The organism is Exiguobacterium sp. s142 (genome assembly GCF_018618455.1).
Classification (GTDB): Bacteria; Bacillota; Bacilli; order Exiguobacteriales; family Exiguobacteriaceae; genus Exiguobacterium; species Exiguobacterium aurantiacum_A.
Genome location: NZ_JACSMB010000003.1, coordinates 213,357 through 238,856 on the forward strand (window position 1 = coordinate 213,357; position 25,500 = coordinate 238,856).

Consider the following 25,500-nt stretch of genomic DNA (forward strand, 5'->3'; position numbering starts at 1 on the left):
AATGACGATCAAAGCTGAAGAAATCAGCGCCCTGCTAAAAGAGCGAATCGCTTCGTACGGTTCTGAAATCGAAGTTAGTGAGACAGGTACAGTCATTCAAGTAGGTGACGGTATCGCTCGTGCATTCGGACTCGATAACGTTATGGCAGGAGAACTCGTAGAGTTCTCAAACGGCATAATGGGCTTGGCGCAAAACTTAGAAGAAGGCAACGTCGGGATTATCATCCTCGGCGACTACAAAGGTATCAAAGAAGGCGACTCAGTTAAACGTACGGGCCGCATCATGGAAGTACCAGTCGGTGATGCGCTCCTCGGACGCGTCGTCAACCCGCTCGGACAACCAATCGACGGTCTTGGACCGATCGTGACGGACACATACAACCCGATCGAACGTAAAGCTTACGGCGTTATGGCCCGTAAGTCAGTTCACGAACCGCTCCAAACTGGGATCAAGGCGATTGACGCCCTCGTACCAATCGGTCGCGGTCAGCGTGAGCTCATCATCGGTGACCGTCAAACTGGTAAGACATCGGTCGCAATCGATGCGATCATCAACCAAAAAGAAGAAAACATGGTTTGTATCTACGTCGCAATCGGTCAGAAAGAATCAACTGTCCGTGGCGTAGTTGAGACGCTCCGTAAAAATGGTGCCCTCGATTACACAATCGTCGTTTCGGCTTCGGCTTCACAGCCAGCCCCACTTCTTTACCTCGCGCCGTTTGCAGGGGTATCGATGGGTGAGTACTTCATGGACCGCGGACGACACGTCCTCGTCGTGTATGATGATCTCTCGAAACAAGCGGCAGCTTATCGTGAGCTCTCGCTTCTTCTCCGTCGTCCTCCAGGCCGCGAAGCCTACCCAGGTGACGTCTTCTACCTCCACTCACGCCTTCTTGAGCGTGCGGCGAAGTTGAACGACGAACTCGGTGGCGGCTCGCTGACAGCTCTTCCGTTCATCGAGACACAAGCGTCGGATATCTCGGCTTACATCCCGACGAACGTTATCTCGATCACAGACGGTCAAATCTTCCTTCAGTCAGACCTCTTCTTCTCAGGGGTACGTCCCGCGATCAACGCCGGTCTCTCGGTATCGCGTGTAGGTGGTGCGGCTCAAGTGAAAGCGATGAAGAAAGTTGCCGGTACGCTCCGTCTTGACCTCGCGTCATACCGTGAGCTCGAGGCGTTCGCCCAGTTCGGGTCAGACCTCGACAAAGCGACACAAGCGAAGTTGAACCGTGGACAACGGACGGTTGAAGTCTTGAAGCAAGAATTGAACGCACCGCTCTCGGTCGACAAGCAAGTGTTCATCATCTACGCTCTCACGAAAGGTCATCTCGATGACGTCCCAGTCGAAGACATCCGTCGTTTCGAAAAAGACATGAACGCATGGCTCGACCAAAACCGTGCGGACCTCTGCCGTGAAATCCGTCAAACAGGAAACCTTCCTGCTGACGAGGCGATGGTCGATGCAATTGCGGAATTCAAAAAGACATTCTCGCCATCGGTTTAATCCGGTGACGAGCGTCTATTAAGGTGGTGAATCGAAATGGCATCATTACGTGAGATCCAGATGCGGATCACCTCGACCCAAAGCACGAAGCAAATCACGAAAGCGATGAACATGGTGTCGGCCTCGAAGTTGAACCGCGCTCAAGGGAGCAACGCCAACTTCAAGCCGTACATGACCAAGTTGCAAGAAGTCATCTCGTCGATTGCCGGCGGTACTTCAGGCGCAACGCACCCGATGCTTCAAGTCCGTCCCGTCAAACGGACCGGCTACATCGTCATCACGTCGGACCGCGGACTTGCTGGTGGATACAACGCCAGCGTCCTTCGCGACGTGTACCGCGAGTTGAAAGCCAAACACGATTCGACAGACGAGTACCGTCTGTACGTGATCGGGAAGGTCGGCGTTCAGTTCTTCAAGACACGTAACATTCCGGTGTACAGTGCGATGACAGGACTTAACGACCAGCCAACATTCATTGAAGTCGCGGAGATCGTCAAACAGACGGTCGGCGCGTTCAGTGAAGGCGAGATCGATGAATTGAAGCTCTGCTTCAACTCGTTCATCTCTGTCATCAGCCAAGAAGTGAAGATGGATCGATTGCTTCCGCTTGGGGATATCGAACAGACCGCATCTAATGTGATGTATGAATACGAACCAGAAGAAGAAACGATCTTAGCAGCGCTCCTCCCGCGTTACGCGGAAGGGCTCATCTACGGCGCGCTTCTCGATGCGAAAGTATCGGAGCACGCGGCTCGGATGACGGCGATGGCGAACGCGACAGACAATGCGGATGATCTCATCCGCGGACTCAAGCTCAAGTTCAACCGCGCGCGCCAAGCGGCGATCACACAAGAAATCACAGAGATTGTCGGAGGTGCGGCTGCGCTTGAATAAGCGCACGCCCTCTAGATTGTAGGAGGCTAACACGATGAACGAATACGGCATAAAAGGCCGCGTAGTCGCAGTCATGGGCCCAGTTATCGACGTTAAGTTCGAGAACCACTTACCGAACATCTACAACGCCCTCAAAGTCACGTACGTGGCAGAGACGGCGCAAGATGTCAGTGTCGACTTGACGCTCGAGGTGGCGATTCACCTTGGGGATGACACGGTCCGTACGATTGCGATGGACTCAACGGACGGCGTTCGCCGCGGCATGGAAGTACTTGACTTAGGTTCACCGATTTCAGTACCAGTCGGAGAAGAGACGCTCGGTCGTGTCTTCAACGTACTCGGTAACCCAATCGACGATAAAGAAGTTTCACCGACTGTACGTCGGGCACCGATTCACCGTCTCGCACCTACGTTTGATGAATTGTCGACAAATGTTGAGATCTTGGAAACAGGGATCAAAGTCGTCGACCTTCTTGCACCGTACATCAAAGGTGGTAAAATCGGCCTCTTCGGTGGTGCCGGTGTAGGTAAAACTGTTCTCATCCAGGAACTCATCAACAACATCGCGCAAGAGCACAGCGGGATTTCTGTATTCGCAGGAGTCGGCGAGCGTACGCGTGAAGGAAATGACTTGTTCCACGAGATGACGGAATCAGGCGTTATCAAGCAGACGGCGATGGTATTCGGTCAGATGAACGAGCCGCCGGGCGCGCGTCTACGCGTTGCCTTGACGGGTCTCACGATGGCAGAATACTTCCGCGATGAGCAAGGACAAGACGTTCTTCTCTTCGTCGATAACATCTTCCGTTTCACACAGGCAGGTTCTGAAGTATCGGCCCTTCTCGGTCGGATGCCATCTGCCGTAGGTTACCAGCCGACACTCGCGACGGAAATGGGTATGCTTCAAGAGCGGATCACGTCGACAGCTAAAGGATCGGTCACATCGATCCAAGCGGTTTACGTACCAGCCGATGACTATACTGACCCGGCTCCAGCGACAACGTTCGCCCACCTTGATGCAACGACCAACCTTGAGCGTCGTCTCTCGGAGATGGGGATCTACCCAGCCGTTGACCCGCTCGCATCGACTTCACGTGCCCTCTCGCCTGACATCGTCGGACCTGAGCACTATGAAATCGCGCGTAACGTCCAGCAGACGCTTCAGCGTTACAAAGAGCTTCAAGATATCATCGCGATCCTCGGTATGGACGAGTTGTCTGAAGACGATAAGCTCACGGTTCACCGTGCCCGTCGGATTCAGTTCTTCTTGTCACAAAACTTCCACGTGGCTGAGCAGTTCACTGGCCAACAAGGTTCGTACGTACCAGTTAAAGAGACAGTCCGTGGCTTTAAAGAGATCCTCGACGGTAAACACGATGATCTCCCGGAAGACGCATTCCGTCTCGTTGGTCCAATCGAAGACGTCATCGAAAAAGCGAAGACGTTGGTCTAAGACCTACACGGAAGGGGGAAACTAGACGATGAATACTCTTCACGTCAACGTCGTCACCCCGGATGGTGCAGCTTACGAGGGCGAGGCACGAATGGTCGTCGCCAAATCGGTGACAGGTGAACTCGGTATCTTGCCGAAACACATCCCGATGGTGACGCCACTCGACGTCTCGGTCCTTAAACTGCGCCACGAAGATGGTGGACGCACGCTGATCGCACTCAGCGGCGGTTTCATGGAAGTTCGTCCCGATATGGTGACGATCTTAGCTGAAACGGCCGAAATGGCGGATAAGATCGACTACGACCGCGCCTCTGCGGCGAAATTCCGCGCCGAACGTCGCCTTCAAGATTCGAAGATTTCGGATACTGAATTCCGACGTGCGGAGTTAGCGCTCAAGAAAGCGGTCAACCGCTTGAGCATTCGCGATATTAAAGAATGATGAGCATCCTCTCTCACTTTTAGTGGGAGAGGATTTTTTTGTTCCTCCATTTTGAATCAGACGTTTGAACCAGCTTCCTTCATTATATGTAGGTGGAAAGAACCATGTTTTTTTGTGTCCAAATAGTGGAATGCAGGAACGGGTCGTCCGATAGTATAGGTGGGAACTATCAAAAAGGAGATAGATGGATGAAAGTTTACGTTGCGCGTCAACCGATCTTTGACCAGAAACTACGTGTCTGCGGCTACGAACTGTTGTATCGCCGCAGCGAGAAAAATATGTTCGAACACGTCGACGATGCGCTTGCGACCGCCGACGTGATCCATAACGCCTACCTCGTCTTTAATTTTCGGGAATTGACCGAAGGGACGCGGGCGTTCATCAACTTTCCACAGAACTTGATCGAAGGGGAAGTGCCTTCATTATTGCCGCGGCAATCTCTCGTCATCGAAGTGCTTGAACACGTCGAACCGACCGAGAAAGTACTTGCCGCCCTGCGATCACTTCGGCGGAAAGGTTATACGATCGCCTTAGACGATTTCGTCTTCGAAGAGAAATACCGCCCGTTGATCGGGCTTGCGGATATTATTAAAATCGATTATCAGGCGACACCGGTCGATCAACAGAAACGCTTGATCGATGCGCTCGGACACCGGATCGAATTTCTTGCGGAAAAGATAGAGACGAAGCTTGAATATGATATCGCGAAAGAGCTTGGCTATAAAATGTTCCAAGGTTATTTCTTCAGTCGTCCGACAGTCATTCATGGGGCGGAAGTCCATCCGCTCCGTAATACGCTCGTCGAGGTGCTGAAAGAGCTCGATAAACTAGAACCGAACTTCCGCCGCATCGCCGGGCAAATTGAACGAAGTGTCGATCTGTCCTACAAGATGCTCCGGTCGGTGAACACGGTCTATCAAAAGGGCCGTACGACGATTCAATCGATCGAACAAGCCGTTGCCCGCATCGGACTTGACGAGATGCGGCGTTGGTCGTATTTGATGTTGCTTCGGGAGATGCAGACGTCTGAATCGAAAGAATTGATCAAGCAAAGCGTTATCCGTGGGAAGATGATGGAGTTGATTGCCGATGAGACAATTCCGGGGGTAGCTCCGTTTGATGCGTTCATCACCGGGATTTTCTCTTCACTCGACGTCATTTTGGACGAGACGATGCAAACGCTGATCGCCGAGCTCCCAGTCGAACCGGTTGTCAAAGAGGCACTTCTCGGTAAGCCGAACAAGTTGCATGAACTGCTCGAATCGGTGAAGGCGTATGAGCAGTTAACCGTGCCAGTCGACGAGACGGCGCTAGATTGGTCTCGTTACTATATCGAAGCGATCCGCTGGGCGCTCGCACAGGACGAAAAAAAGGAATAATGTTTGAAAATTTGGTGGGACGTCAATTACTGTAGTAAAGGCTATGCGCCGATGACGTCCCTTTTATATGCGGTTTATGTAAAGAGAGTGAGCTGATAGGATGAGACGATTCGATTGATCATCATCATGCTAAGTCTTTTTTTCTCTGTCGCAACGTGCTATGATTAAAAATGGTACAAAATTTTGAAAAAAGGGGAATCGAGGATGTTAAACACCGTCTTATCGCTCGTCATCTATGTCGTAGCGATCTACGTCGCTTGGTGGGCACTCATGCCAGTTAAGTGGGAGAGCGTGCTCAACCAAGTGAGAAGTCCGCAAGCCGCTGTCTTGCGTGTCCTCGTGGCCGTCGTCTTCGGTTCTCTGATCGCCCAGTTCTTTTTGGAGTATATCCGATTGGCTCAGGCGCTCGTACCATTACAGTCGATTTTCCAAATCATTAACAAACTGTAATCCTGTTGTAACGACTCCTATATGTATATCATGTAGGATAAACTCGTCTGACATGACGACCAATCATCAGGACAGATTATGATTTTATTTTTATTTTTTTCTGATGAGGCGTCACGTTAAAAAAAACATCATAGTAATCGACATAACCACATCCGGAAACGGATATCGACGCATAAAATAAAAAAACAACGAAGCTGGAGGACAAAGAGAGATATGAAGGATTTGATTGTAGTCCGTGGAGGACGTAAATTGTCAGGTATTGTGCGTGTTGAAGGAGCTAAAAACGCCGTACTGAAAACATTGGTTGCCACTCTTTTAGCAGGCGAAGGAAAATCGGTACTTCAAAACGTGCCACGTCTTGCTGATGTTTACACGATTAATAAAGTGCTTCGCCATCTCGGTGCAGAGGTCGCGTTCGATGAAGCAAACAACGAAGTCACTGTCGATGCCTCGGGCACAATCAAAGACGAGGCACCGCTTGAGTACGTTCGCAAAATGCGTGCCTCGATCCTTGTCATGGGTCCTCTCCTTGCTCGTCTTGGCCATGCGCGTGTCGCAATGCCAGGCGGATGTTCGATTGGATCACGTCCGATCGATCTTCATTTAAAAGGATTTGAAGCAATGGGCGCGAAGACAGTGATCGGCAACGGTTTCGTCGAAGCATCAGTTGAAGGTCGCTTGAAAGGTGCGAAGATCTATCTTGACTTCCCATCGGTCGGTGCGACAGAAAACATCATGATGGCGGCGGTTCTCGCTGAAGGAACGACTGTTATCGAGAACGTTGCGAAAGAACCGGAAATCGTCGACCTCGCGAACTTCTTGAACGGTATGGGCGCTCACGTCCGCGGTGCTGGAACGGAAACGATCCGCATCGAAGGCGTAGACAAGTTGCATGGTGCTGAGCATTCGATCATCCCGGACCGTATCGAAGCCGGCACGTTCCTCGTCGCTGCTGCGATCACAGCCAGCGATATTGAAGTCATCGGAGCTGAGCGCGAACATCTACGTCCACTTATCTCGAAGATGGAAGAGATGGGCGTCAAGTTCGAAGAGACGACGGAAGGTATGCGTGTAATTGGACCAGAAGTATTGAAACCAATCGACTTGAAGACGATGCCACACCCTGGCTTCCCGACAGATATGCAAGCGCAAATGATGGCCCTCGTTTTAAAAGCGGGTGGCACGTCAGTTATTACGGAGACTGTGTTTGAAAACCGCTTCATGCATGTCGAAGAATTCCGTCGCATGAACGCGGATATTAAGATTGAAGGTCGTTCAGCAATCATTAAAGGTGGCGTTCGCCTCCAAGGTGCCGAAGTCGTTTCGACAGACCTTCGTGCCGGGGCAGCGCTCGTCCTCGCAGGACTCATCGCCGACGAGGAGACTCGTGTCGGTGACTTATACCATATCGACCGCGGATACGTCGATTTCCACAAGAAACTTAAAGCACTCGGTGCCGACATCGAGCGAATTGAAGGAACTGTCGAAATCGCTGAAGAACTGGTCAACAACTAATTAATAGACTCATAGGAGCGAGGAGATTCTTCTCGCTCTTTTCAATGAAGTAACGAACGGAGGAACCTACACACCATGTTTTCAAAAGATATCGGGATTGATTTAGGAACAGCAAACGTAGTCATCCACGTGAAAGGCCGAGGCATCGTCCTCGACGAGCCTTCAGTCGTGGCCATCAAGCGTTCGACAGGGAAAGTGCTCGCCGTTGGTTCGGAAGCGTATCAGATGGTCGGGCGTACGCCTGGCGACATCGTTGCCATCCGTCCACTCCGTGACGGGGTCATCGCCGACTTCGCGACGACAGAAGCGATGCTTCGCCACTTCATCGAGAAGATTCAAGTCCGTGGCTTCTTCGGTGGCATCCGAATGCTGATCTGTACACCGGCCAACGTGACACCGGTCGAGGCGAAAGCCATTCGTGAGGCCGCTGAGAAAGCTGGCGCCAAAGAAGTCTTCCTCGCCGTGGAACCAAAAGCAGCTGCTGTCGGTTCGGGCATGGACATCTGGAAGCCAGCTGGACATATGATCGTCGATATCGGGGGCGGGACGACCGACGTCGCCATCCTCTCGATGGGCGACATCGTCTGCGGTGAAACGATCAAGATTGCCGGAGACCGGTTCGATACGGACATTCTCCGTGCCATCAAAGACAAGCACAAGCTTATCATCGGTGAGCGTACGGCCGAACAGATCAAAAAAGAGATCGCGACCGTATTCCCGGGTGGGCGCAACGAGACGATGGATATCCGAGGCCGAGACATGGTGCGTGGGCTTCCGCGTACAGTAACGATCACGTCAGAAGAACTCCGTGAAGCGATGGCCGAGTCGGCGAACGAGATCGTCGAAGCGACGAAGCGCGTCCTCGAGCAGACGCCGCCAGAACTCGCGGCCGACATCATCGACCGCGGCATCATCATGACAGGTGGTGGATCGCTCCTTCACGGCATCGACCAGCTCGTTGCTGAACGAGTCGGTTTGCCAGTCATGATCGCCGACGAGCCGACGCTTAGCGTCGCGCACGGTACAGGCATCATGCTTGAGAACTTAGATCGATTGAAATAAGAGGAAAACTCGGTACACGGCGTCTACGCTTCCTAGAGAAGACGGGACGCCTGGACCGAGTTTTTTTGTTCGTCCTTTTGTTGACTAGCCTTACACTAGTTTTTTGCTCCCCTAAACATCGGACGATAAAAAAACTTCTTCCCCGAGCGGGAAGAAGTTTTTTAGTGCCACTTGTAATCTTTGTCGACGAACAGGCGAGTGTTTGCTTCCGTCTGACCGGCGTTCAACCAGTCGTGGTAGTCACATGAACAAACGTCCTCTAAATGAAGCGAGTAGCCATTGTTGATTGTTTGGACCGTGATGTTCAAGTCGAAATCAGCAAGCGTCTTCTTTAAGCGATAGATGAGGTTATAGACGTTATGGAGTGCCCGTTGCGGATCATCGATATCGGGATAGAGCATCTCGGCGATGAGCCATTTATTGACGACCTTGTCGCGATGGTAAATCAAGTAGGCGAAAAGTTCTTCGGTCTTTTGGGTCGGCCATTTGACGAGGTCGCCTTCGTGCGTCTTGACGGAGAAATTGTTGAAACATTGGATCGTACACGTCCGATGATGCTTGGGCTGAAGCGTTTCTGTATACCGTTTCGAGACGAGCGGGACGAGGTCGTGAATCATTTCTTCGGTGATCGGTTTGAGGAGATAGTGGGTCGCCTGTAACCCGAACGCCTCGACCGCGTATTGGCTGTGTGCCGTCGTGAAAACGACTTGTGTCGTCTCAGGCAGGCGCTTGGCGAGGTCGATTCCGTTCATCTTTGGCATTTCGACGTCGAGAAAGACGAGATCGACTTCTTGCGTCGTTAAAAATTCGAGTGCTTGGACGGGGTCGTGGAACGAGCCCATCCATTTCAAATTCGGTTCTGCTTGGATGAATCGTTCCATCATCCTCAAAATATGGGGCTCGTCTTCAATCAGGATCGTCCGCATGTGTTACTGTCATCCTCTCTCGTTTCGGAAGCCGAATGTGCACGTTCGTGCCGACCCCGTGTTCAGAATTCAATTTAAACGTGGCGTCAGGAAGGTAACCGATTCGGCTCTTGACGTTCGGGATACCGATACCGCTCACTTCGTGAAGCACTGTCTTCGGGTCAAAGCCGACTCCGTTATCCGCGATACGGATATCGATCATATCACCGGCGTCTTGGACGGATAGCATGAGACGTTTGACGCCGTCTTGTTTCATCAACCCATGCTGGACCGCGTTCTCAACGAGCGGTTGGATCAAGAGTGGAGGAATGAGGGCGTCGAGAACGGTCTCGTCAATCTCTTTGATGATGGTGAAGGCGCCGTCGAACCGCGTCTGCTCGATCATCAAATAAGAATCGATCACCGCGAGTTCTTGCCGGAGTGAAATATCTGTCTCTGTGCGTCCGTTCTCGAAAATGAAGCGGACATACGTGCTCAAGTGACCAAGGAGGCGTGCGGCTTCATTCGGTGCCGTGTAGCAGAGTGCGATCACGTTCCCGAACGTGTTATACAAAAAGTGCGGTTTGATTTGAGAGTTGAAGAATGAGATCTCGCTTTGTGTGGCGAACGTCTGCACTTCCCGCTTCTGTTTTTTGTCGGTCGATAAATGAACCGGTAGCAACATGAACATGAGTAAAAAGTAGATGAGCGACAGGACGTTCGAATACAACACTTGGTTCGGATGCGTGATGAACACGTAGATGAGTTGGCCGATATAGCCGATGACCAAGGCGAGCGTAAAGATTAGAAATTCAAACGGGTACCCATCGTCTTTTCGTTCGAATAGCCAATGGATATTGAGTCCTGTCCAAAACAAGGCGATTACGAGTACATAAACCCAGGCAACATAATCAAACGTCGCGTGTACACTGTACGGAATGATGAGTGCGATCAAGCTGAACGCGTAGAGTGGGTAAGATGCGATGGAGAGGAAACGGCTGAACGGGACTTGCTCGAGCCGGAGTGCGAATCCGATCAGCATGGTCAAGCTAAGGAGTCCTGTGATCAAGCTGAACTTATGGGCAACGACGTAGGTCATGGCCGGGATGAATTCGAATATGATCATTTGATCACGTGTCAACAGCGACAAGCCGATCAAGAAGAAGAAGGCGGCACCATATAGATAGAGTGACTCTTTCCGGTGGAACATAAAGACGATCGCATAGAATGAAAAAATTAAAAACGAAATTAAAATAATGATAAAATCGTAGCTAAAAAATTTATTTTGGAGGGTTATGATACTGCTCGTCGGACCGATGAGCAGACTGTCTTGGATACCGGTTGTGCGTTCATCCGACCTGGTCACTTGCATCGTCAAGCGAAAATCGGGCGTGTGCGTATCGAGTAAGACGAGATAGGCATGCCGTGAATCGGGTGTCGACGAATAGACGGGAGATACCGCTTCACCATCGATTGCGAGACGGATATGCGGGTGGTTTCTCGGGACGCGTAACGCGTACTGGCCAGGCGGGAGAGAGACGTCCACTTCGTACGTCGCCACTTGATGTGGGGTCACGTACGGGACGTTACGATACGTCTGACGGTCGACTTGGTCGAGCAGGCTCGATTGAAAACGCCAAGTCCCGTCAAGACGTACGATTGTGTCAGTCACTTCGGAAGCGCTCAAGTCGGCAGTTCCTTGGATGACGGTAGCTGTACTGTCAATCGATTGCCCACGTGTGAACGTGAGCCCACCTGTCAATGCCAGGAGGAGAATCAACAGCGTCAGCCCGATATATTTAGGGGTCATCAGCATGTTCCCTTCGCTATTTGTGAGTTTCTTGTGAGAAGTCATTGCTATACTTACTAGGTCAGGAAAAAAACTACATTTTTTAGATTAATAGTGTCTAACGTCTAATTATAATACACGAATCTGGCTTATGTGAATAGCGAACGTAAATAAATAAAATATAACTGATACGGAAAGAAGGCCATGTATGAAACACTGGATCGAACAACGGATTAGCCGGCAAGTCCTAACGGTGTTCTACGTTCTCATCGTTTTAATTTCCGTTCCCTCGCTCGGGACTTATTTTTATACGCAACAGGCGATCGATGAGACGATGGTTGAACTCGAGCGGATCAGTGAACAACGCGCACGCGCGACCGACTTGTTCGAGACGTGGCAATCGATGCAGTATGAGATGCGCGGGCACGTCCTGCTCGGTGAGGCGTCACTGCTAGATGAAGTACGAGCGGCACAAAGCCGGATCGACGAACAGACGACGTGGTTCGAACAAAGCGCCGCGAGCGCAGAAGAAGTGACGTTCGCGACTGAAGCCCGTCTCCTCTTTACAGTCTATACGTCCCGGGTCATGCCCGGACTCGAGCGTTACGTGATTGCCAAGGCGAACGGAGAAGTCGATGAGCCGTTCCTGCAGATGGAGACCGTCGGACAGCTCCTGACGCAAATCGCGAGCTCGGACCAGACACGATTCAACTTCAAGTCAACTAGCGCGGCCGATATGAGCGCGAGCATCGTCGACATGGAATCGATATTCACCGATTATCGGTCCGAACTTGACTTCCAAGAAATCGGACTGCGTGCATCGTTATCTGAACAGCTCGCCAAAGCCCAATGGAGTTGGCTTATCATCTTGCTCGGAGCCCTGTTTACGCTCTTTATCAGTCTGCAACCGTACATCGTCCGGTTGACGAACCAGCTCCAGGCACTCATCACGAACAGCGAACGGTTGGCAGTCGACCCGCACGCATTGCTCGTCCCGGTCGATCCGCTTCAAAATGAGGTAGGGCAACTTTCGAGATCGTTCAACGCGATGTCGAGTTCGCTCATCAAGCAGCATGATGAATTGGAGCGGGAACGAGAGAAGACGGCACGAATCGTTCATACGATGCGAGACGCGATTGTATTTGTTAAGACGGACACAGGGCAAAGGTATGCCAATGCGGCGTTGTTTGATCTGTACGAACAACCAATCCCATTTGATGATCGCCAAAGTCTCTATCCGATTGAAGAGTTTTACCGACCGTTCATGGATCAAATCGACGATCAGGAAGGTCTCAACCGGTTCACAAATCGAGCGAAGCACGAAGGAATATTCGATGAGACGTTTACGTACTCTATGCAAGGGGGAACACGTATCATACGGATGTACGCCGAACCAATCGAACTGCAGGACGAACGTGTTGGTGTGATCTTTGTGTTGCGCGACGTCACGAAAGAGATTGAGGTCGATCGGTTGAAAACTGAATTGGTCGCAACCGTATCTCACGAACTGCGGACGCCTTTGACATCCATCCTCGGCTTCACGGAGCTCCTCGAGCACCGTCACGTCGATGAACTGAAACGCAAGCGTTATCTGGGGATGATCAACAGCGAGACGAGACGGCTTGAACGGCTCGTCAGCGACCTGCTCGACGTTCAAAAGATGGAAGCGGGAAAAGTCGAACAAGACTTTAAAGTCGAGAGTCTGTTCGAGCTCCTCTCGGACGTCCTTGAGGTTCATGCGGGGTCGACCGAGCTACACGCGTTCCATTTCGAGTGTGACGAGGAGATACGCGTCTCAGGGGACCCAGCCCAACTACGCCAAGTGTTCTCGAACATCTTGAACAACGCCATCAAGTATTCACCCGACGGCGGGAATATTGCCGTCAACGTATCGCGTGAAGGGGACGTCATCCGCGTCGCCATCGAAGACGAGGGCATCGGGGTGACAGCAGAGGACGCCGAGCGACTATTCGAAAAGTTTTATCGCGTACAGAATGAACAGAGCCGCAACATTGGAGGCACCGGCCTTGGGCTCGCCATCTGTAAAGAGATCATCGAATCACACGGCGGAACGATTTCAGTCCGTTCTAAATCAGAACAAGGGACGACGATCATCGTCGAATTGCCGATTGTTGAATGATTGCATAGACAAAGCCCACTTCAGTCAAACTGAAGTGGGCTTTGTCTCGTATTGACGACTAAGGAGTTTTTTATGCATTTTTTCGAAAAAGGGTGAATGATTCCTTCCTTTGGTACGATATAAGAAGTAGAAACTTTAAGGATGAAGGGAAGACGAACATGTTACGTGGACTTTATACGGCGGCGGGTGCGATGAACGCGCTTCAGCGGCAACAAGAGATATTGAGCAACAACCTTGGAAACGTTCGGACTCCGGGCTTCAAGGCATCAAACGGTGTCGTCCGGTCGTTCCCTGAACTATTGCTCGCCGAGGTGAGCCATCCTGGTAACGACCGTTCGCGCGTCCAAGGCGAGGTCGGCACGCTCTCGACCGGCGTGTATTTGCAGGAAACGATGCCACGCTTCTCTGCTGGCAGCGTCACGGCGACGGATAGCCCGACCGACGTATATTTGAAAGTTCCGGCTGACTTTACAGGCGCCGCCATGTTCGCGGTCGAACAGAACGGGGAGGCGCTCTATACGACGAACGGCCGCTTCTCGGTCGACGATGAGCGGTTCCTCCGCTCGGCGGATGGTGGGTACATCTTGTCTGATACGGGTGAACGCATCCAGTTGCCGTCTAGTGACTTCGAATTGTCAGGCGACGGTCAAATCACGTCGCTCGGTCAGGACGTAGCGACGCTCGGGGCGGTTCAAATCGATGATTTGGCCACGCTCGAACAAGTCGGGAACGACTATCGCGTCAACGGGGGAGCAAATCCCGCTGCGAACGTCCAGTTCCAACAAGGCTATATCGAAGAAGCAAACGTTGACCTCGACCGGACGATGGCTGACCTCATGGTGACGTACCGACAGTTCGAGGCAAACCAAAAAGTCGTCCAGGCGTATGACAAGAGTGCCGAGCGGGCCATCGAAATCGCTCGGATTCGATAAGGAGGAAACCCATGCAGTCCATTTATAACTCGGTCTCGTCACTAGCCCAGCTTCAACGTCAGCTCGATGTGACCGGCCACAACATCGCGAACGTCGACACGGTCGGCTTTAAACGCCAGCAAGGTCACTTCGCCTCGCTCCTTTCGCAAGCGTATGACAATCAGCCTCGGGCCGAACTTGAAGTCGGCCGCGATACACCGAACGGAATCCGCATCGGTGTCGGCGGTCACGTCGGTGACATCTCTCAACAGTTCAACATCGGCCAAATCAAGAAGACGGACCGAGGTCTTGATGTCTTCTTGCAGGCAAGCCGCCAGTTTTTCGTCGTCGAGACGGAAGACGGGATCGGTGTGACCCGGAGCGGCAACATGCAGCTCTCGGTCGGCAATGACGGGACGACACTTTCTGACGTGAACGGCAACGCACTTCTCGGTGCAGATGGCAATCGCATCGTCACACCGAACGAAGCGACGAATCATCGCGTCCGTCAAGACGGGGTCCTCGTCGCCAGCGTGAACGGCGTCGAAGAAGAGTTCGGGCGCCTCGACATCGTCGAGGTGCGCAACACGTCGGAACTTCGTCCGCTTGGGAACAACGTCTATTCGGCTGATCTTGACATCGAAGTCGACCGTCCAGTCGGGAATCTCTTATTAGAAGGAACGCTCGAATCATCGAACGTCGACTTGATGAAAGAGATGACCGATATGACGATCACACAGCGTGCCTACCAGATGAACTCCCGGGCGCTGTCGATGAGCGACCAGATGATGGGGCTCGTGACGTCACTTCGCCCATAACATTGACCGCTTCTCTTCGGAGGAGCGGTTTTTATTTTATAATGAGGTGAAGGAGGGAACGGTATGAGAATTGTTGTGGCGATGGATTCATTCAAAGGCTCGCTGACGAGTCAGGAAGCGAATCGGGCGGTGCGACGGGCGCTTGCGGGACATGACGTCGTAGAGATCCCCGTATCGGACGGGGGCGAAGGGTTTCTCGACGCCTGGCTGGCGACACATCCGGAAGCGAAGGCGGTCGAACAGGAAGTGACTGCGCTCGACGGACGGGTCCGTCAGGCGCGCTACGGATGGCACGAAGCAACACGAGAAGCGGTCGTCGAAGTGGCGGAAGCGTCCGGGCTGACGCTCGTCGATCGGTTCGACCCGTGGCGGTACAGTTCTTACGGGACGGGGATGCAACTCAGACAAGCGATCGAACGCGGAGCGGGGCGCATCACGATCGGTCTCGGCGGCAGTGCGACTGTTGATGGTGGCAAGGGCGTGCTCGAAGCGCTAGGCGTCCGTTTCCTCGATGAGTCCGGACGAGTGCTCGAACCGTTCCCGCACGGACTCGAGCGCGTGAAGCGCGTCGACTGGTCCGGTCTGATGCCGGAGGCGAAGCACGTCACATGGCGAATCGCCTCGGACGTGATGAACCCGCTCCTCGGACATGCGGGCGCGGCGGCCGTGTTCGGTCCACAAAAAGGTCTGGCACCAAGTGACGTCGCCCGCTATGACGACTTGATGAGCGCTTACGCTGCTTGTTTCGATCGCGCCGATACGGCGGTCGCCGGGGCGGGAGCTGCTGGTGGCATCGGTTTTGCAATGTACCAACTCGGGGCGACGTACGTGAATGGCATCGAGGAAGTGATGCGTTGGTCATCGTTTGACGCGCAACTGCATGGGGCCGATTGGCTGATCACGGGAGAAGGTAAGTTCGATGAACAGACACTGCACGGGAAAGCCCCGTATGGTTTGGCTCGTTTTGCGCACGAACATGGTGTCCCGACGCTCGTCTTCACCGGCCAGACCGACATGACGGCACTCCCGGAAGTCGGGATTGAAGCCATTTTCCCGATCATTTCCCGGGTCATGCCGCTTGAGACGGCGATGTTGGAAGCGTCACCGCTCTTGACGAACGCGGTCAGCCGGGCGTTTCGACTAATTGAAAAAACGTCTAAACCGTGACGGCTCAGACGAATGACTCATAGTGGACGGTTTTTAAGCAGATCGCGAATCTCTGAGAGCAACTGTTCTTCGCGCGACAACTCTGGCTCTGGCGTCTCTTCGACCGCTTGCTCGCGCTTCAGGCGATTGATCCCTTTGACCATCATGAACAAGGCAAAAGCGATCAGGAAAAACTTGACGATCTCTTGCAGAAAGTTGCCGTATGTGACGCTGACGCCGAGCACGGTGACTGCAAGCGTCGAGAAATCGATGCCGCCGATCAGGATGCCGAGGAACGGCATGAAGATATCGTTGACGAGCGAGGTGACGATCGCCGTGAAGGCGGCCCCGAGGATGAAGGCGACAGCAAGGTTGATCATATTACCTTTGATTGCAAAGTCTTTGAACTCTTTCCACATGAAATGAATCCTCCTTTTACAATGAATACTCTCACGTTAGCATATTATTTAGGGCAAACCGTATCTTTTTTCGCACGGGCGCTCGACTGCTAGAGGACGGGGCGCTTGTTCGACATTTCTAGATACGTTACACTTATAAAGAACTTATGAAACAATTTTAATACCTGGTACTAATATGTTATAATCAGATCAGCTGAAAGGATGAATGGACGTGACGAACGAAGAACAGAAGGGCTCGGAAGAAAAAGAGCCTAAAGAGCGGACGGAGCGAAAGCGCTTGTCGAACAACCGCCGTTTCCCGATCTTGTTACGCATCATCGTTGTCTTGATCTTGGCCGCCGCGATGCTCGCGATCGGTGCCATTATCGGGTACAGCGTGATTGGCGGAGGCGAGTGGAGAGACGTGTTCAACATCGACACGTGGCGCCATATCACCGATTTCTGGCTAACATCATAAGGGTGGTGGAACCATGTACACGATTGAACAGATTAAAGAAGTGATCCCGCATCGGTACCCGTTCTTGCTCATCGACCGGATTCTTGAGGTCGAAGAAGGCGAACGGGCCGTCGGTTTAAAAAATGTGACGGCGAACGAAGAATTCTTCAACGGACATTTCCCAGACTATAACGTCATGCCGGGCGTTTTGATCGTCGAAGCACTAGCCCAAGTCGGTGCGTTCGCGATGCTCAAACAAGAGTCGAACCGAGGTAAGCTCGCGTTCTTCGCAGGCATCGACAACTGTCGCTTCAAACGTCAAGTCGTCCCGGGCGACCAGTTGCGCCTCGAGGTCGAGATCTTGAAGGTGCGTGGTCCGATCGGTAAAGGACGTGCCGTAGCGACGGTCGACGGAGAAGTGGCGTGTGTTGCAGAACTGACTTTCGCCTTGAAGTGAGGGGAAACGAGATGCGTGTATTAGTGATTGCCTTGATGCTTGGATTAGCGACAATTGTCGGATGCCAACAGATGAAGACAGAAGAAGCGACAGAAGAGAACGTCGTCTTCGAACAGACGGCGGGCGATTCGATGATCGACAAGCGGGCCGGACAGTCTGAGTCGATTGCCGTGTCGCTCGAGCGGACGAACAGCTCGACGATGCTGTTCACGATCCGAATGCTCGAAGACCGTCGGCTCGACCCGACGACGGTGATCAGCTACGAAGTCGATGGCACGCGCGTACCGATCCCGTTCGGTGAAATCGTCGCCGAGCGTGAAGGTGACGTGCGGACATACGTCTATCAAGCCGACATGAACCCAGAATTGTTCGTGCCGACGACACTCCCATTGTTCCACATCGGAGAAGAAGGTGAGGCGGAAGTCTCGATGCCGCTCGAAGCCGTTAATTCGACAAATGAATAAAAAAAAACGGATGATTTTGTCGAAAATCATCCGTTTTTTGTTTACTCTTTTTTAGTTTCCTCCGATATAAACAATAAGGAACTAGGAGGGGAATTTATGAAACAAAATAAACCACAGTCACTACAGAATCGGATTCTCGCGGCGATGCTCGCCTTTGTGACGCTACTCATCGTCATATTCGGGGTCACTCAATACGTGAGTACGAAACATACGGTGCTCAGTTCGATGCAGGCCGTCTTGCTAGAAGACGCTGCTCGGATCAGTAAGGAGATAGATGCGGACGCGTATGCGGCGTTTTTACAAAATCCGGAAAAGAATGAACAATTCGAGCAGTTTCGGGAACAACTCGATACGTACCGCACGCAAATCGGGGCGATGTACGTCTACACGCTCGCATTGGACGGTGAGGAGCTACAAATTATTGTAGATGGAATGAGTGGGACAGACGCGTCCGAGATTGGGGAACCGGTGTCTGCAACTTCGCTCGAAGACGTACAGCCGGCGTTTGAAGGCGGAACCGGCACGACGCCGATTGTCGAAGACCCGGAGTTTGGGACCTATATGACGGTGCTCGTCCCAATCAAGCAAGGGGATGAAGTCATCGGTGTCATCGGCATCGACAAAAGCGCGGCCGATGTTGCGGCGGTCACGACTGACGTATTACGTGAAAGTCTGCCCCCGGTACTCATCGGACTCGTCATCTTGCTCGGTCTCGCCTCGGTCATCATCTGGCGTTACCTCGGTTGGAAATTACGTCCGCTTCGTGACCTCGAACGCGTCGCAACGCACATCGCCGGTGGCGACTTGGCGACGGCGTCGGTTGAGATAAACAACATTCAACTGCGCGCGAATGATGAGATCAAGCGCCTCACTGTCTCGATGGACCAAATGACGAAGATGTTGAAAGGGTTGATCTCAAACCTACAGACGTCGGCACAGACGGTCCGGGATGAGAGTGGCAACGTCGCGAGCATCTCAGAGGAAGTAAACGATGCGTCGCGACAGATTGCGTTCACAATGGAAGAAATCGCTGGGGGGGGTCGAGAATCAGAGCGTGCTCACGATGAAGCTGTACGGACATATGAACGAGTTCTCGGGACTCGTCGAACAGACGGCGACGGACGGGCACGGCGTGAGCACTCAAGCGGAAGTCGTCAGTCGGGCGACGACGGAAGGGTTGCAGCTCATGGAAGACGCAGTCGGGAAGATGACGAACATCCATGCGCAAGTAAATGAGTCGCAAGGCCAAGTGAAAGACTTTGAGCAACAGGCGGACGAAGTGACGGCGCTCGTCACGATCATCCGGCAGATCTCGCAACAGACGAACTTACTCGCCTTGAACGCGGCCATCGAGGCGGCCCGTGCCGGGGAGCACGGGAAAGGGTTCGCCGTCGTCGCCTCCGAGATTCGCGGTCTGTCGAACAGCGTCGCCCAATCGGTCAGTGAGATCTCAGAGATCGTCGGCAGCGTTAAACGGAACTCGATCGCGCTCGGCGAGACGTTCACTGACAGTATGCACGCCGCCGAAGACGGCAGACGGACGCTCGAGGCGACGAAGCAGGCGTTCAATGAGATCGAGGCGAGTGTCCGTGAGATGCAGCGGCTGACCGGGTCGATGCAAGGACAGCTCGGTCGCGTCAAGACGAACCAAGAAGACATCAAGCACGGTCTTTCAGACATTGCCTCGATCTCGGAAGAGAGTACGGCCGGTAACGAAGAAGTGGCCGCCTCGACCGAACAGATGTCGGCGACGAGCGAGACGATGAACCGTCTCGTCAAAGACTTGTCGCTCACCGCGGAAGACATGCAACAGATGAGCCGCCAGTTTAAACTATGAACAGCTTCAAGTCAGACATCCCTCCCGCGCGTCCGCTATAATGGGCGCAAGGGAGGTTTTTTCATGCAACGTGTCTCAAGCGAACTTACACAATTCCGCGGCAGTCACTACGACTTTGGCCGCTTTCAAGGTGAATATATCAAGCGCAGCAAGCTGCTCGAGAACCGGACCGATCAGTGGAAGCTGCGCGTCCCCCGGTTTGAGATTGACGAGCGCGAGACGAAACAAGCGTTCGACCGGTTCGCCCCGAGGATTTGGGAAGAACTGCTCGGCCTGCAGGACGCGCTCGAACTGACGCTCGGCGATACGCTCCTTCATTTCGGTCATTTCCGGGTCAATAACCCGATCAGCGGCTGCTCGATTTTGACAGGGGACAACTTCCTCGTCCGCAACTACGACTATCATCCGATGACGTATGACGGGCGCTACAACGTGTTCCAACCGGACGAGGGCTACGCCGTCATCGGACCCGTCTCGCGCGTCACCGGGCGGATGGACGGAATGAACGAGCGCGGACTCGCCATGGGCTATAACTTCATCAACCGCCGCCGCCCCGGCGACGGCTTCGTCTGCCAGATGATCGGACGGATGATTCTCGAGACGTGCGCGACGGTCGAAGAAGCGGTCGATCTGTTGAAAGACATCCCGCACCGCGGCTCGTTCACGTACGTCGTCCACGACAAGTCATCAAACACACGTGTCATCGAAGCGACCCCGCGCGACATCCGTGTCCGCGAATCGAACATTTGCACGAACCACTTCGAGCTGTTGCAGCACGAGAACCGTTACCATCTCGACGACTCGACGCGACGGATGATGGAAATCAAGATGTATCAACATATCGTCCAAGACGCCGAGAGCGCGTTCCGGCTCATGAACGACTCGGATAAAGGTGTGTTTTCGGAGCTGTATAAAAGTTGGGCCGGGACGATCCATACGGCCGCCTATTTCCCGGAGACGCTCGAGACGTGGTTCGCCCTCGGCGGCGACCGCGACCCGGTCATCTTTGATTTTCAGACGTGGCTCGACGGGGAGGATTTCGACTTGCACGCCCTCGACGGTGAGATTGCGACCGATATCGAGTTCGCGAACACGGTCCAGCTTTGGCGCTGACTTCGGTCAGTGCTTTTTTGATGAAAACGGGGAATAGGAATACGAGGAGGGATTCAAATGAAACGAATCGGATTATTGGCCATCATGCTCGGGTTGGTTGTCGTCCTCGGCGGCTGCGTACCGGGTGACGGCTCCTACACGACGGACCCGGCCGGCTTCTTTTGGGGCGTCTGGCACGGCTGGATCGCACCGGTGTCACTGATTTTAGGGTTGTTCAATGACACGTATCGCGTCTATGAAGTGAACAACACCGGTTGGTTTTATGATTTAGGATTCTATATCGCGATCATCAGCGGTTTCGGCGGGGTCGCTGTGACACGTAAAAAGAATTGATGAGAACCAAAAAAATATACTTGATATTCCACTTAGAGCAAACTTAAAATAGGTATTATAGTCTTTTTGATAAAAAAATATAAAATTTAGTTATTAAGTTTGTTTTTACCGGAATTAAGGAAGGGGGTAATAAAGGGGGTGATGAGCATGAATCAGAATGAATTGAATCAGTTAGTCGGAAAAAATATCAAACTTTATATTGAAGCGACCGGAAAATCGCCAAAGTGGGTATATGAGAGAGCGGGTATGACAAAGTCGACTTATTACGATTTGCTAAAAGGGCAAGGCGATGTTAATAAAAACGTACAAAAGATAAACAAGTTATTTCGAATTAATGAGTCGTTTTATTTCTATAATGAACAATTTGTTCCGCCAAAAACGATTGAACAAATCAATCTAGAGTCTAATCTCATAAATGTTGCAGCTGCAAGTTATCATAAGAGTGGGGATAAACATCGTCTCGATGAAACAATGAAGATGCTTGAAGATTTCATCTCGATGATTGATGTATTAGAACGATTAAATCAAATAGACGAGGAGTTATCGTAATCTTATGATTAATCAGCAGAATTTGCTCGATGTCATTGAACAAAATAAACGATTGTTGCCAGAAGTGGTCAGTAAAGTAGAAAACACAAAAGATAAAGGGTTAGCATTTCGTTTAAAAACACATGAGGCCATCAAAAATGAATTGATGAAGTATGCCCATGTTTTGTTGTTTCCAAGCGAAGAGCAACATTACGGTGGGTTAGTCACATATCGAAATGGAACTTTTTATATTCATATCAATACATCACAGCCGAGGGTCTATGAAAATTTTATGTGGGCTCACGAGTATTATCATTACATGTATGAACAAGAAGAAATTAAAAATAGCACGACTCAAACGTTTTTTGATGATTCGGTTTTAAATGAGAACGAAAGAAAAGCTAATTTATTTGCTGGGGAATTATTAATCAACGGTCACGTCTTAAAAGAATCATATGAATCAATCAAGGAACTTTATCCAGAGGACGACTATCGTTTAAACATCATCCGCCTCATACCGATTTTTGAAGTACCTTATAAATCACTGGTCATTAAAATGACTCAGGATGGATTAATTAGCGAAACAGAGGGCTTGGCTGCGATTGATTATGAATATCGAAATCAACTCCCTAGTGACATTGATCGTTCTCTCTTTAACCCGACGCTCGCGATTAAATTAAACGAGTTAAATCGTATGCTTCAACAACAACGAGTCAGTCCTATGCTCAGAGAAAGTGATTTACAAAGCTTTGAATCCATTTATGCAAAACACATGAAACGTCTTGTAGAGCTACAAAAGGATGAGTGGTGATTTTCGATGCGTGAACTTGATGATTCGTTAATCACTTCAATTGACCCGTATATTGAAAAAAGATATATCCCACCGACGCCACTTCAACAAGCATGTCTATTCGACACAATGATTTTGACTCGATTAGCCAAAGTTGCTCGAGATTACCCAGCAGACTTTAACCACTTTATAGATGAGCTGATTTCACTGAATGCGATTCTGTATATCCCTGAAATCATTCTTGAAGAGACGGCTGGAAACCGAGGGATGACAATGGAGCTGTATCGTGATTTACATCAACCAATGTTTAGAAAACTCTCTGAAAAAATTCCGGTTCAAGTTCTTTCGTTTGAAATGATTTATGACATATTAGCAGCAACTATGAATCACACCGATCATGCGTTTCTTAAGTTTCGTCTGCTGAACGTCCACTTGAACGAAACGAATAAAACGATTCAGCATGCTATTGAGGTTGCCGCTTCACCAGAAGAAATCTTTCATGCGTTATCGCAACAGAAAAAAGACTTGGGAGAAAGAATATTACACCTTTTAGCGTTCGTTCTCTTAGAAGACGGAGTTCCCGATGTTCGTTTGTTTAGCGATGAAGAGAAGGGTGTATATAACGTGCGCCGTTTGCTCAGTGCTGATGAAAAAGTGCTCGCTCTGTTGCATATTCAGAATCAACCATCTTTTCTTAAGGCGTATCAACTTGAATCATTTGATTGTTTGTTATGTAGTATTTTAAGTAAGAGGCGAGATGTGTGGAGTGAAGAAGACATGATTACCTTCTTATCAAAACATCGTGCAGGAAAACACCTTCATCGAAAATTGAGATTTTCGTATTCGGTTCGAGACGTTGATTACAGACAGCTCGATAATCAAGAACTCGTTCAACTTGTATGTCGGAATGAAGAATTTAGAACCACTTTCTAAAGAAGATTAGCAAAGAAGAGGGGTGTGTAAATGCGATCCTTTTGGATCTTCGGCAATCAGTTATCACACGACCTCGAGATGCTCGAATATGTCAAAGCTGACGACGTCATCGTCATGATCGAGGCGACGTCACGGGCGATGTGGCGGAAGTATCATAAACAAAAACTCGTCCTCATCTTCTCGGCGATGCGACATTTCGCCGAGGAGTTACGCGAGCGCGGCTTCACCGTCGACTACCACGAGGCCGACTCGTTCCAAGACGCGTGGAACGATCACTTCAGTAGATTCGACCCCGAGGCGATTCACTACACGGCCGTCACCGATGAGCCGATGGAGCGGAAGCTGAAGCAGTTCGGAGACCAGCACGAGCTCATCGAACATACGGACGTACCGCTCTTCTATTTAACGAAGCAAGAGGCCGTCGACACGCTCGGCAGCGAGCCGTGGCGGATGGACCGGTTTTACCGTCATATGCGCAAACGGTTTGACGTGTTGCTCGAAGACGGGAAAGCAAAAGGCGGCAAATGGTCGTTCGACGCGGATAATCGCCAGCCGCCAAAGTCCGGGCTCACGTTCCCACCGGCCATCCACTTCCGACCTGACGCCATCACGACAGACGTCATCCGAAAAGTCGAGACGACGTTTTCCGACCACCCCGGACAAATCGAACCGTTCGCTTGGCCGGTGACGCGGGACGAGGCAAGGCGAGCACTCAAGCGTTTCGTCGACGAGCGGCTCGAGACGTTCGGTCCGTATCAGGATGCGATGTTGACCGAAAACCCGGAGATGTCGCACAGTCTGTTGTCGGCGGCGATCAATGTCGGACTGCTGACCCCGCACGAAGTCATCGAGGCGGCATGCGCGACCGACGCGCCCCTTGCTTCAGTCGAAGGGTTCGTCCGCCAAATTCTCGGCTGGCGGGAATACATGCGCGCCGTCTATGTGGCGTTGATGCCCGACTATCGAGACGTGAACACGTTCAACCACGAGCGTGACTTACCTGGCTTGTTTTGGGACGCGGACACGGACCTGAACTGTATGCACGAGAGCTTGAAGCCGGTCGTCGAGCGAGCGCACAACCATCACATCCAGCGGCTGATGGTGCTCGGTAACTATGCGACGCTGTTCGAAATCTCGCCGCAACAGACGAGCGACTGGTTCAACGAGATGTATATCGACGCCTACGACTGGGTCGTGTTGCCGAACGTGCTCGGCATGGCGCTCCATGCGGACGGGGGACGTCTTGCGACGAAGCCGTACATCGCCTCGGGCAAATACATCGACCGGATGAGCGACTATTGCAAAGGCTGCAAATATAACCCGAAACATACGACCGAGGCTGACGCCTGTCCGTTCAACGCCCTGTACTGGAACTTCATCGACAAGCACGAGGAACGCTTCTCGAACAACCAGCGCATGAAGATGATGGTACGCAACTGGCAAGGGCGTGACGACGACGTCAAAGCCGACATCTTGGCGAAAGCGCGACAAACATTGACCGATTCCCCGTGAATCGGTTTTTTTACGTCGTCTTTATAAAATTTTGCACGGGCTTCACGGATGCTTTACATTCATCCGTTACGATAGGACTTGTGAGACCCCTCAACCCAAAGTGAATAGCATTCGGTAGAACATTCGAGAGACCAGCAGAAGCCCACACGTCCGTGACGTCATGTTTCTGGTGGTCCTTTTTTAGAAAGGAATGATTCAGATGAATAGCAATACGCACGCAGTAGAACTTGAAACAAAACAAGGTGATCCTTGTTCGAGTCAACCTAA

Annotated in this window: 26 protein-coding genes; 23 read left to right on the forward strand and 3 right to left on the reverse strand. The window is 51.7% G+C overall.

The genetic code is table 11. The features are described 5' to 3' along the window. Nucleotide 1 precedes the first annotated feature (1 nt). From atpA to mreB, 8 genes are all read left to right on the forward strand, one after another. A complete protein-coding gene (atpA, locus tag KNP77_RS04870) occupies nucleotides 2–1,510 on the forward strand; it encodes a F0F1 ATP synthase subunit alpha (protein ID WP_070328177.1) in 1,509 nt (502 codons plus the stop codon). Nucleotides 1,511–1,546: 36 nt separating this feature from the next. Then, nucleotides 1,547–2,404 carry an ATP synthase F1 subunit gamma gene (gene atpG, locus KNP77_RS04875; RefSeq protein ID WP_070328176.1) on the forward strand — a complete coding sequence of 286 codons (858 nt, stop codon included), beginning with the start codon at nucleotides 1,547–1,549 and terminating at the stop codon, nucleotides 2,402–2,404. Between the two features lie 34 nt (nucleotides 2,405–2,438). Then, a complete protein-coding gene (gene atpD / locus KNP77_RS04880) occupies nucleotides 2,439–3,857 on the forward strand; it encodes a F0F1 ATP synthase subunit beta (RefSeq protein ID WP_131464586.1) in 1,419 nt (472 codons plus the stop codon). 28 nt (nucleotides 3,858–3,885) lie between these two features. Then, a complete protein-coding gene (locus KNP77_RS04885) occupies nucleotides 3,886–4,296 on the forward strand; it encodes a F0F1 ATP synthase subunit epsilon (RefSeq protein ID WP_016510237.1) in 411 nt (136 codons plus the stop codon). Between the two features lie 188 nt (nucleotides 4,297–4,484). Further along, complete coding sequence (locus KNP77_RS04890; RefSeq protein WP_251138921.1) at nucleotides 4,485–5,675, forward strand: EAL and HDOD domain-containing protein; 1,191 nt, start codon at nucleotides 4,485–4,487, stop codon at nucleotides 5,673–5,675. Nucleotides 5,676–5,879: 204 nt separating this feature from the next. Beyond that, nucleotides 5,880–6,125: a DUF1146 family protein gene (locus tag KNP77_RS04895; protein WP_131459001.1), complete on the forward strand. Its 246-nt coding sequence runs from the start codon at nucleotides 5,880–5,882 to the stop codon at nucleotides 6,123–6,125. Between the two features lie 213 nt (nucleotides 6,126–6,338). Next, nucleotides 6,339–7,640: a UDP-N-acetylglucosamine 1-carboxyvinyltransferase gene (murA, locus tag KNP77_RS04900; RefSeq protein ID WP_131464584.1), complete on the forward strand. Its 1,302-nt coding sequence runs from the start codon at nucleotides 6,339–6,341 to the stop codon at nucleotides 7,638–7,640. A 75-nt stretch (nucleotides 7,641–7,715) separates the two neighbouring features. Further along, entirely contained in the window at nucleotides 7,716–8,702 is a 987-nt protein-coding gene (gene mreB / locus KNP77_RS04905) for a rod shape-determining protein MreB (RefSeq protein ID WP_214888948.1), read from the forward strand. Between the two features lie 161 nt (nucleotides 8,703–8,863). Here the strand turns inward: mreB and KNP77_RS04910 are convergent, their stop codons facing one another. Together KNP77_RS04910 and KNP77_RS04915 are read right to left on the reverse strand one after the other, a co-directional pair. After that, complete coding sequence (locus tag KNP77_RS04910; RefSeq protein WP_214888951.1) at nucleotides 8,864–9,628, reverse strand: response regulator; 765 nt, start codon at nucleotides 9,626–9,628, stop codon at nucleotides 8,864–8,866. Further along, on the reverse strand, nucleotides 9,609–11,417 hold the full coding sequence (locus tag KNP77_RS04915) for a sensor histidine kinase (RefSeq protein WP_214888970.1): 1,809 nt from the start codon (nucleotides 11,415–11,417) through the stop codon (nucleotides 9,609–9,611). Before KNP77_RS04915 ends, KNP77_RS04910 begins: the two co-directional genes overlap by 20 nt. A gap of 187 nt (nucleotides 11,418–11,604) precedes the next feature. Here KNP77_RS04915 and KNP77_RS04920 point away from each other — a divergent pair, with 187 nt between their 5' ends. From KNP77_RS04920 to KNP77_RS04935, 4 genes are all read left to right on the forward strand, one after another. Continuing rightward, nucleotides 11,605–13,536, forward strand: a complete 1,932-nt coding sequence (locus KNP77_RS04920; protein ID WP_214888971.1) for a sensor histidine kinase — start codon at nucleotides 11,605–11,607, stop codon at nucleotides 13,534–13,536. Between the two features lie 158 nt (nucleotides 13,537–13,694). Beyond that, nucleotides 13,695–14,468: a flagellar hook-basal body protein gene (locus tag KNP77_RS04925; protein WP_070328167.1), complete on the forward strand. Its 774-nt coding sequence runs from the start codon at nucleotides 13,695–13,697 to the stop codon at nucleotides 14,466–14,468. An 11-nt stretch (nucleotides 14,469–14,479) separates the two neighbouring features. Continuing rightward, entirely contained in the window at nucleotides 14,480–15,265 is a 786-nt protein-coding gene (locus KNP77_RS04930; RefSeq protein ID WP_070328166.1) for a flagellar hook-basal body protein, read from the forward strand. A gap of 63 nt (nucleotides 15,266–15,328) precedes the next feature. Continuing rightward, on the forward strand, nucleotides 15,329–16,432 hold the full coding sequence (locus KNP77_RS04935; RefSeq protein ID WP_251138922.1) for a glycerate kinase: 1,104 nt from the start codon (nucleotides 15,329–15,331) through the stop codon (nucleotides 16,430–16,432). A gap of 17 nt (nucleotides 16,433–16,449) precedes the next feature. Here KNP77_RS04935 and mscL read toward each other — a convergent pair whose 3' ends face one another. Further along, nucleotides 16,450–16,830 carry a large-conductance mechanosensitive channel protein MscL gene (gene mscL / locus KNP77_RS04940; RefSeq protein ID WP_214888974.1) on the reverse strand — a complete coding sequence of 127 codons (381 nt, stop codon included), beginning with the start codon at nucleotides 16,828–16,830 and terminating at the stop codon, nucleotides 16,450–16,452. A gap of 205 nt (nucleotides 16,831–17,035) precedes the next feature. On the opposite strand from mscL, the gene KNP77_RS04945 reads away from it, so the two are divergent. The 11 genes from KNP77_RS04945 to KNP77_RS04990 all read left to right on the forward strand — a co-directional run bounded on the left by KNP77_RS04945 (nucleotide 17,036) and on the right by KNP77_RS04990 (nucleotide 25,233). Beyond that, entirely contained in the window at nucleotides 17,036–17,287 is a 252-nt protein-coding gene (locus KNP77_RS04945; RefSeq protein ID WP_070328163.1) for a DNA-directed RNA polymerase subunit beta, read from the forward strand. 13 nt (nucleotides 17,288–17,300) lie between these two features. Then, nucleotides 17,301–17,723: a 3-hydroxyacyl-ACP dehydratase FabZ gene (gene fabZ, locus KNP77_RS04950; protein WP_070328162.1), complete on the forward strand. Its 423-nt coding sequence runs from the start codon at nucleotides 17,301–17,303 to the stop codon at nucleotides 17,721–17,723. 11 nt (nucleotides 17,724–17,734) lie between these two features. Continuing rightward, the gene (locus KNP77_RS04955; RefSeq protein WP_131464570.1) at nucleotides 17,735–18,187 is read left to right on the forward strand and encodes a hypothetical protein; all 453 of its coding nucleotides are present in this window, start codon (nucleotides 17,735–17,737) and stop codon (nucleotides 18,185–18,187) included. A 96-nt stretch (nucleotides 18,188–18,283) separates the two neighbouring features. Next, nucleotides 18,284–19,423 (forward strand): HAMP domain-containing protein, encoded by a 1,140-nt coding sequence (locus KNP77_RS04960; protein ID WP_251138923.1) that lies wholly within the window; start codon nucleotides 18,284–18,286, stop codon nucleotides 19,421–19,423. Then, the gene (locus KNP77_RS15970) at nucleotides 19,395–20,024 is read left to right on the forward strand and encodes a methyl-accepting chemotaxis protein (protein ID WP_251138937.1); all 630 of its coding nucleotides are present in this window, start codon (nucleotides 19,395–19,397) and stop codon (nucleotides 20,022–20,024) included. The genes KNP77_RS04960 and KNP77_RS15970 overlap by 29 nt, the downstream gene beginning before the upstream one ends. A gap of 63 nt (nucleotides 20,025–20,087) precedes the next feature. Beyond that, the gene (locus KNP77_RS04965) at nucleotides 20,088–21,137 is read left to right on the forward strand and encodes a C45 family autoproteolytic acyltransferase/hydrolase (protein ID WP_214888977.1); all 1,050 of its coding nucleotides are present in this window, start codon (nucleotides 20,088–20,090) and stop codon (nucleotides 21,135–21,137) included. 57 nt (nucleotides 21,138–21,194) lie between these two features. Next, nucleotides 21,195–21,470, forward strand: coding sequence for a hypothetical protein (locus tag KNP77_RS04970; protein WP_214888980.1), 276 nt, complete (start codon nucleotides 21,195–21,197; stop codon nucleotides 21,468–21,470). 147 nt (nucleotides 21,471–21,617) lie between these two features. After that, complete coding sequence (locus KNP77_RS04975) at nucleotides 21,618–22,019, forward strand: helix-turn-helix domain-containing protein (protein ID WP_214888983.1); 402 nt, start codon at nucleotides 21,618–21,620, stop codon at nucleotides 22,017–22,019. A gap of 4 nt (nucleotides 22,020–22,023) precedes the next feature. Next, nucleotides 22,024–22,809, forward strand: a complete 786-nt coding sequence (locus tag KNP77_RS04980; protein WP_214888986.1) for an ImmA/IrrE family metallo-endopeptidase — start codon at nucleotides 22,024–22,026, stop codon at nucleotides 22,807–22,809. Between the two features lie 6 nt (nucleotides 22,810–22,815). Next, complete coding sequence (locus KNP77_RS04985; RefSeq protein WP_214888989.1) at nucleotides 22,816–23,721, forward strand: hypothetical protein; 906 nt, start codon at nucleotides 22,816–22,818, stop codon at nucleotides 23,719–23,721. Nucleotides 23,722–23,751: 30 nt separating this feature from the next. Further along, entirely contained in the window at nucleotides 23,752–25,233 is a 1,482-nt protein-coding gene (locus KNP77_RS04990; RefSeq protein WP_214888992.1) for a cryptochrome/photolyase family protein, read from the forward strand. Nucleotides 25,234–25,500 lie beyond the last annotated feature (267 nt).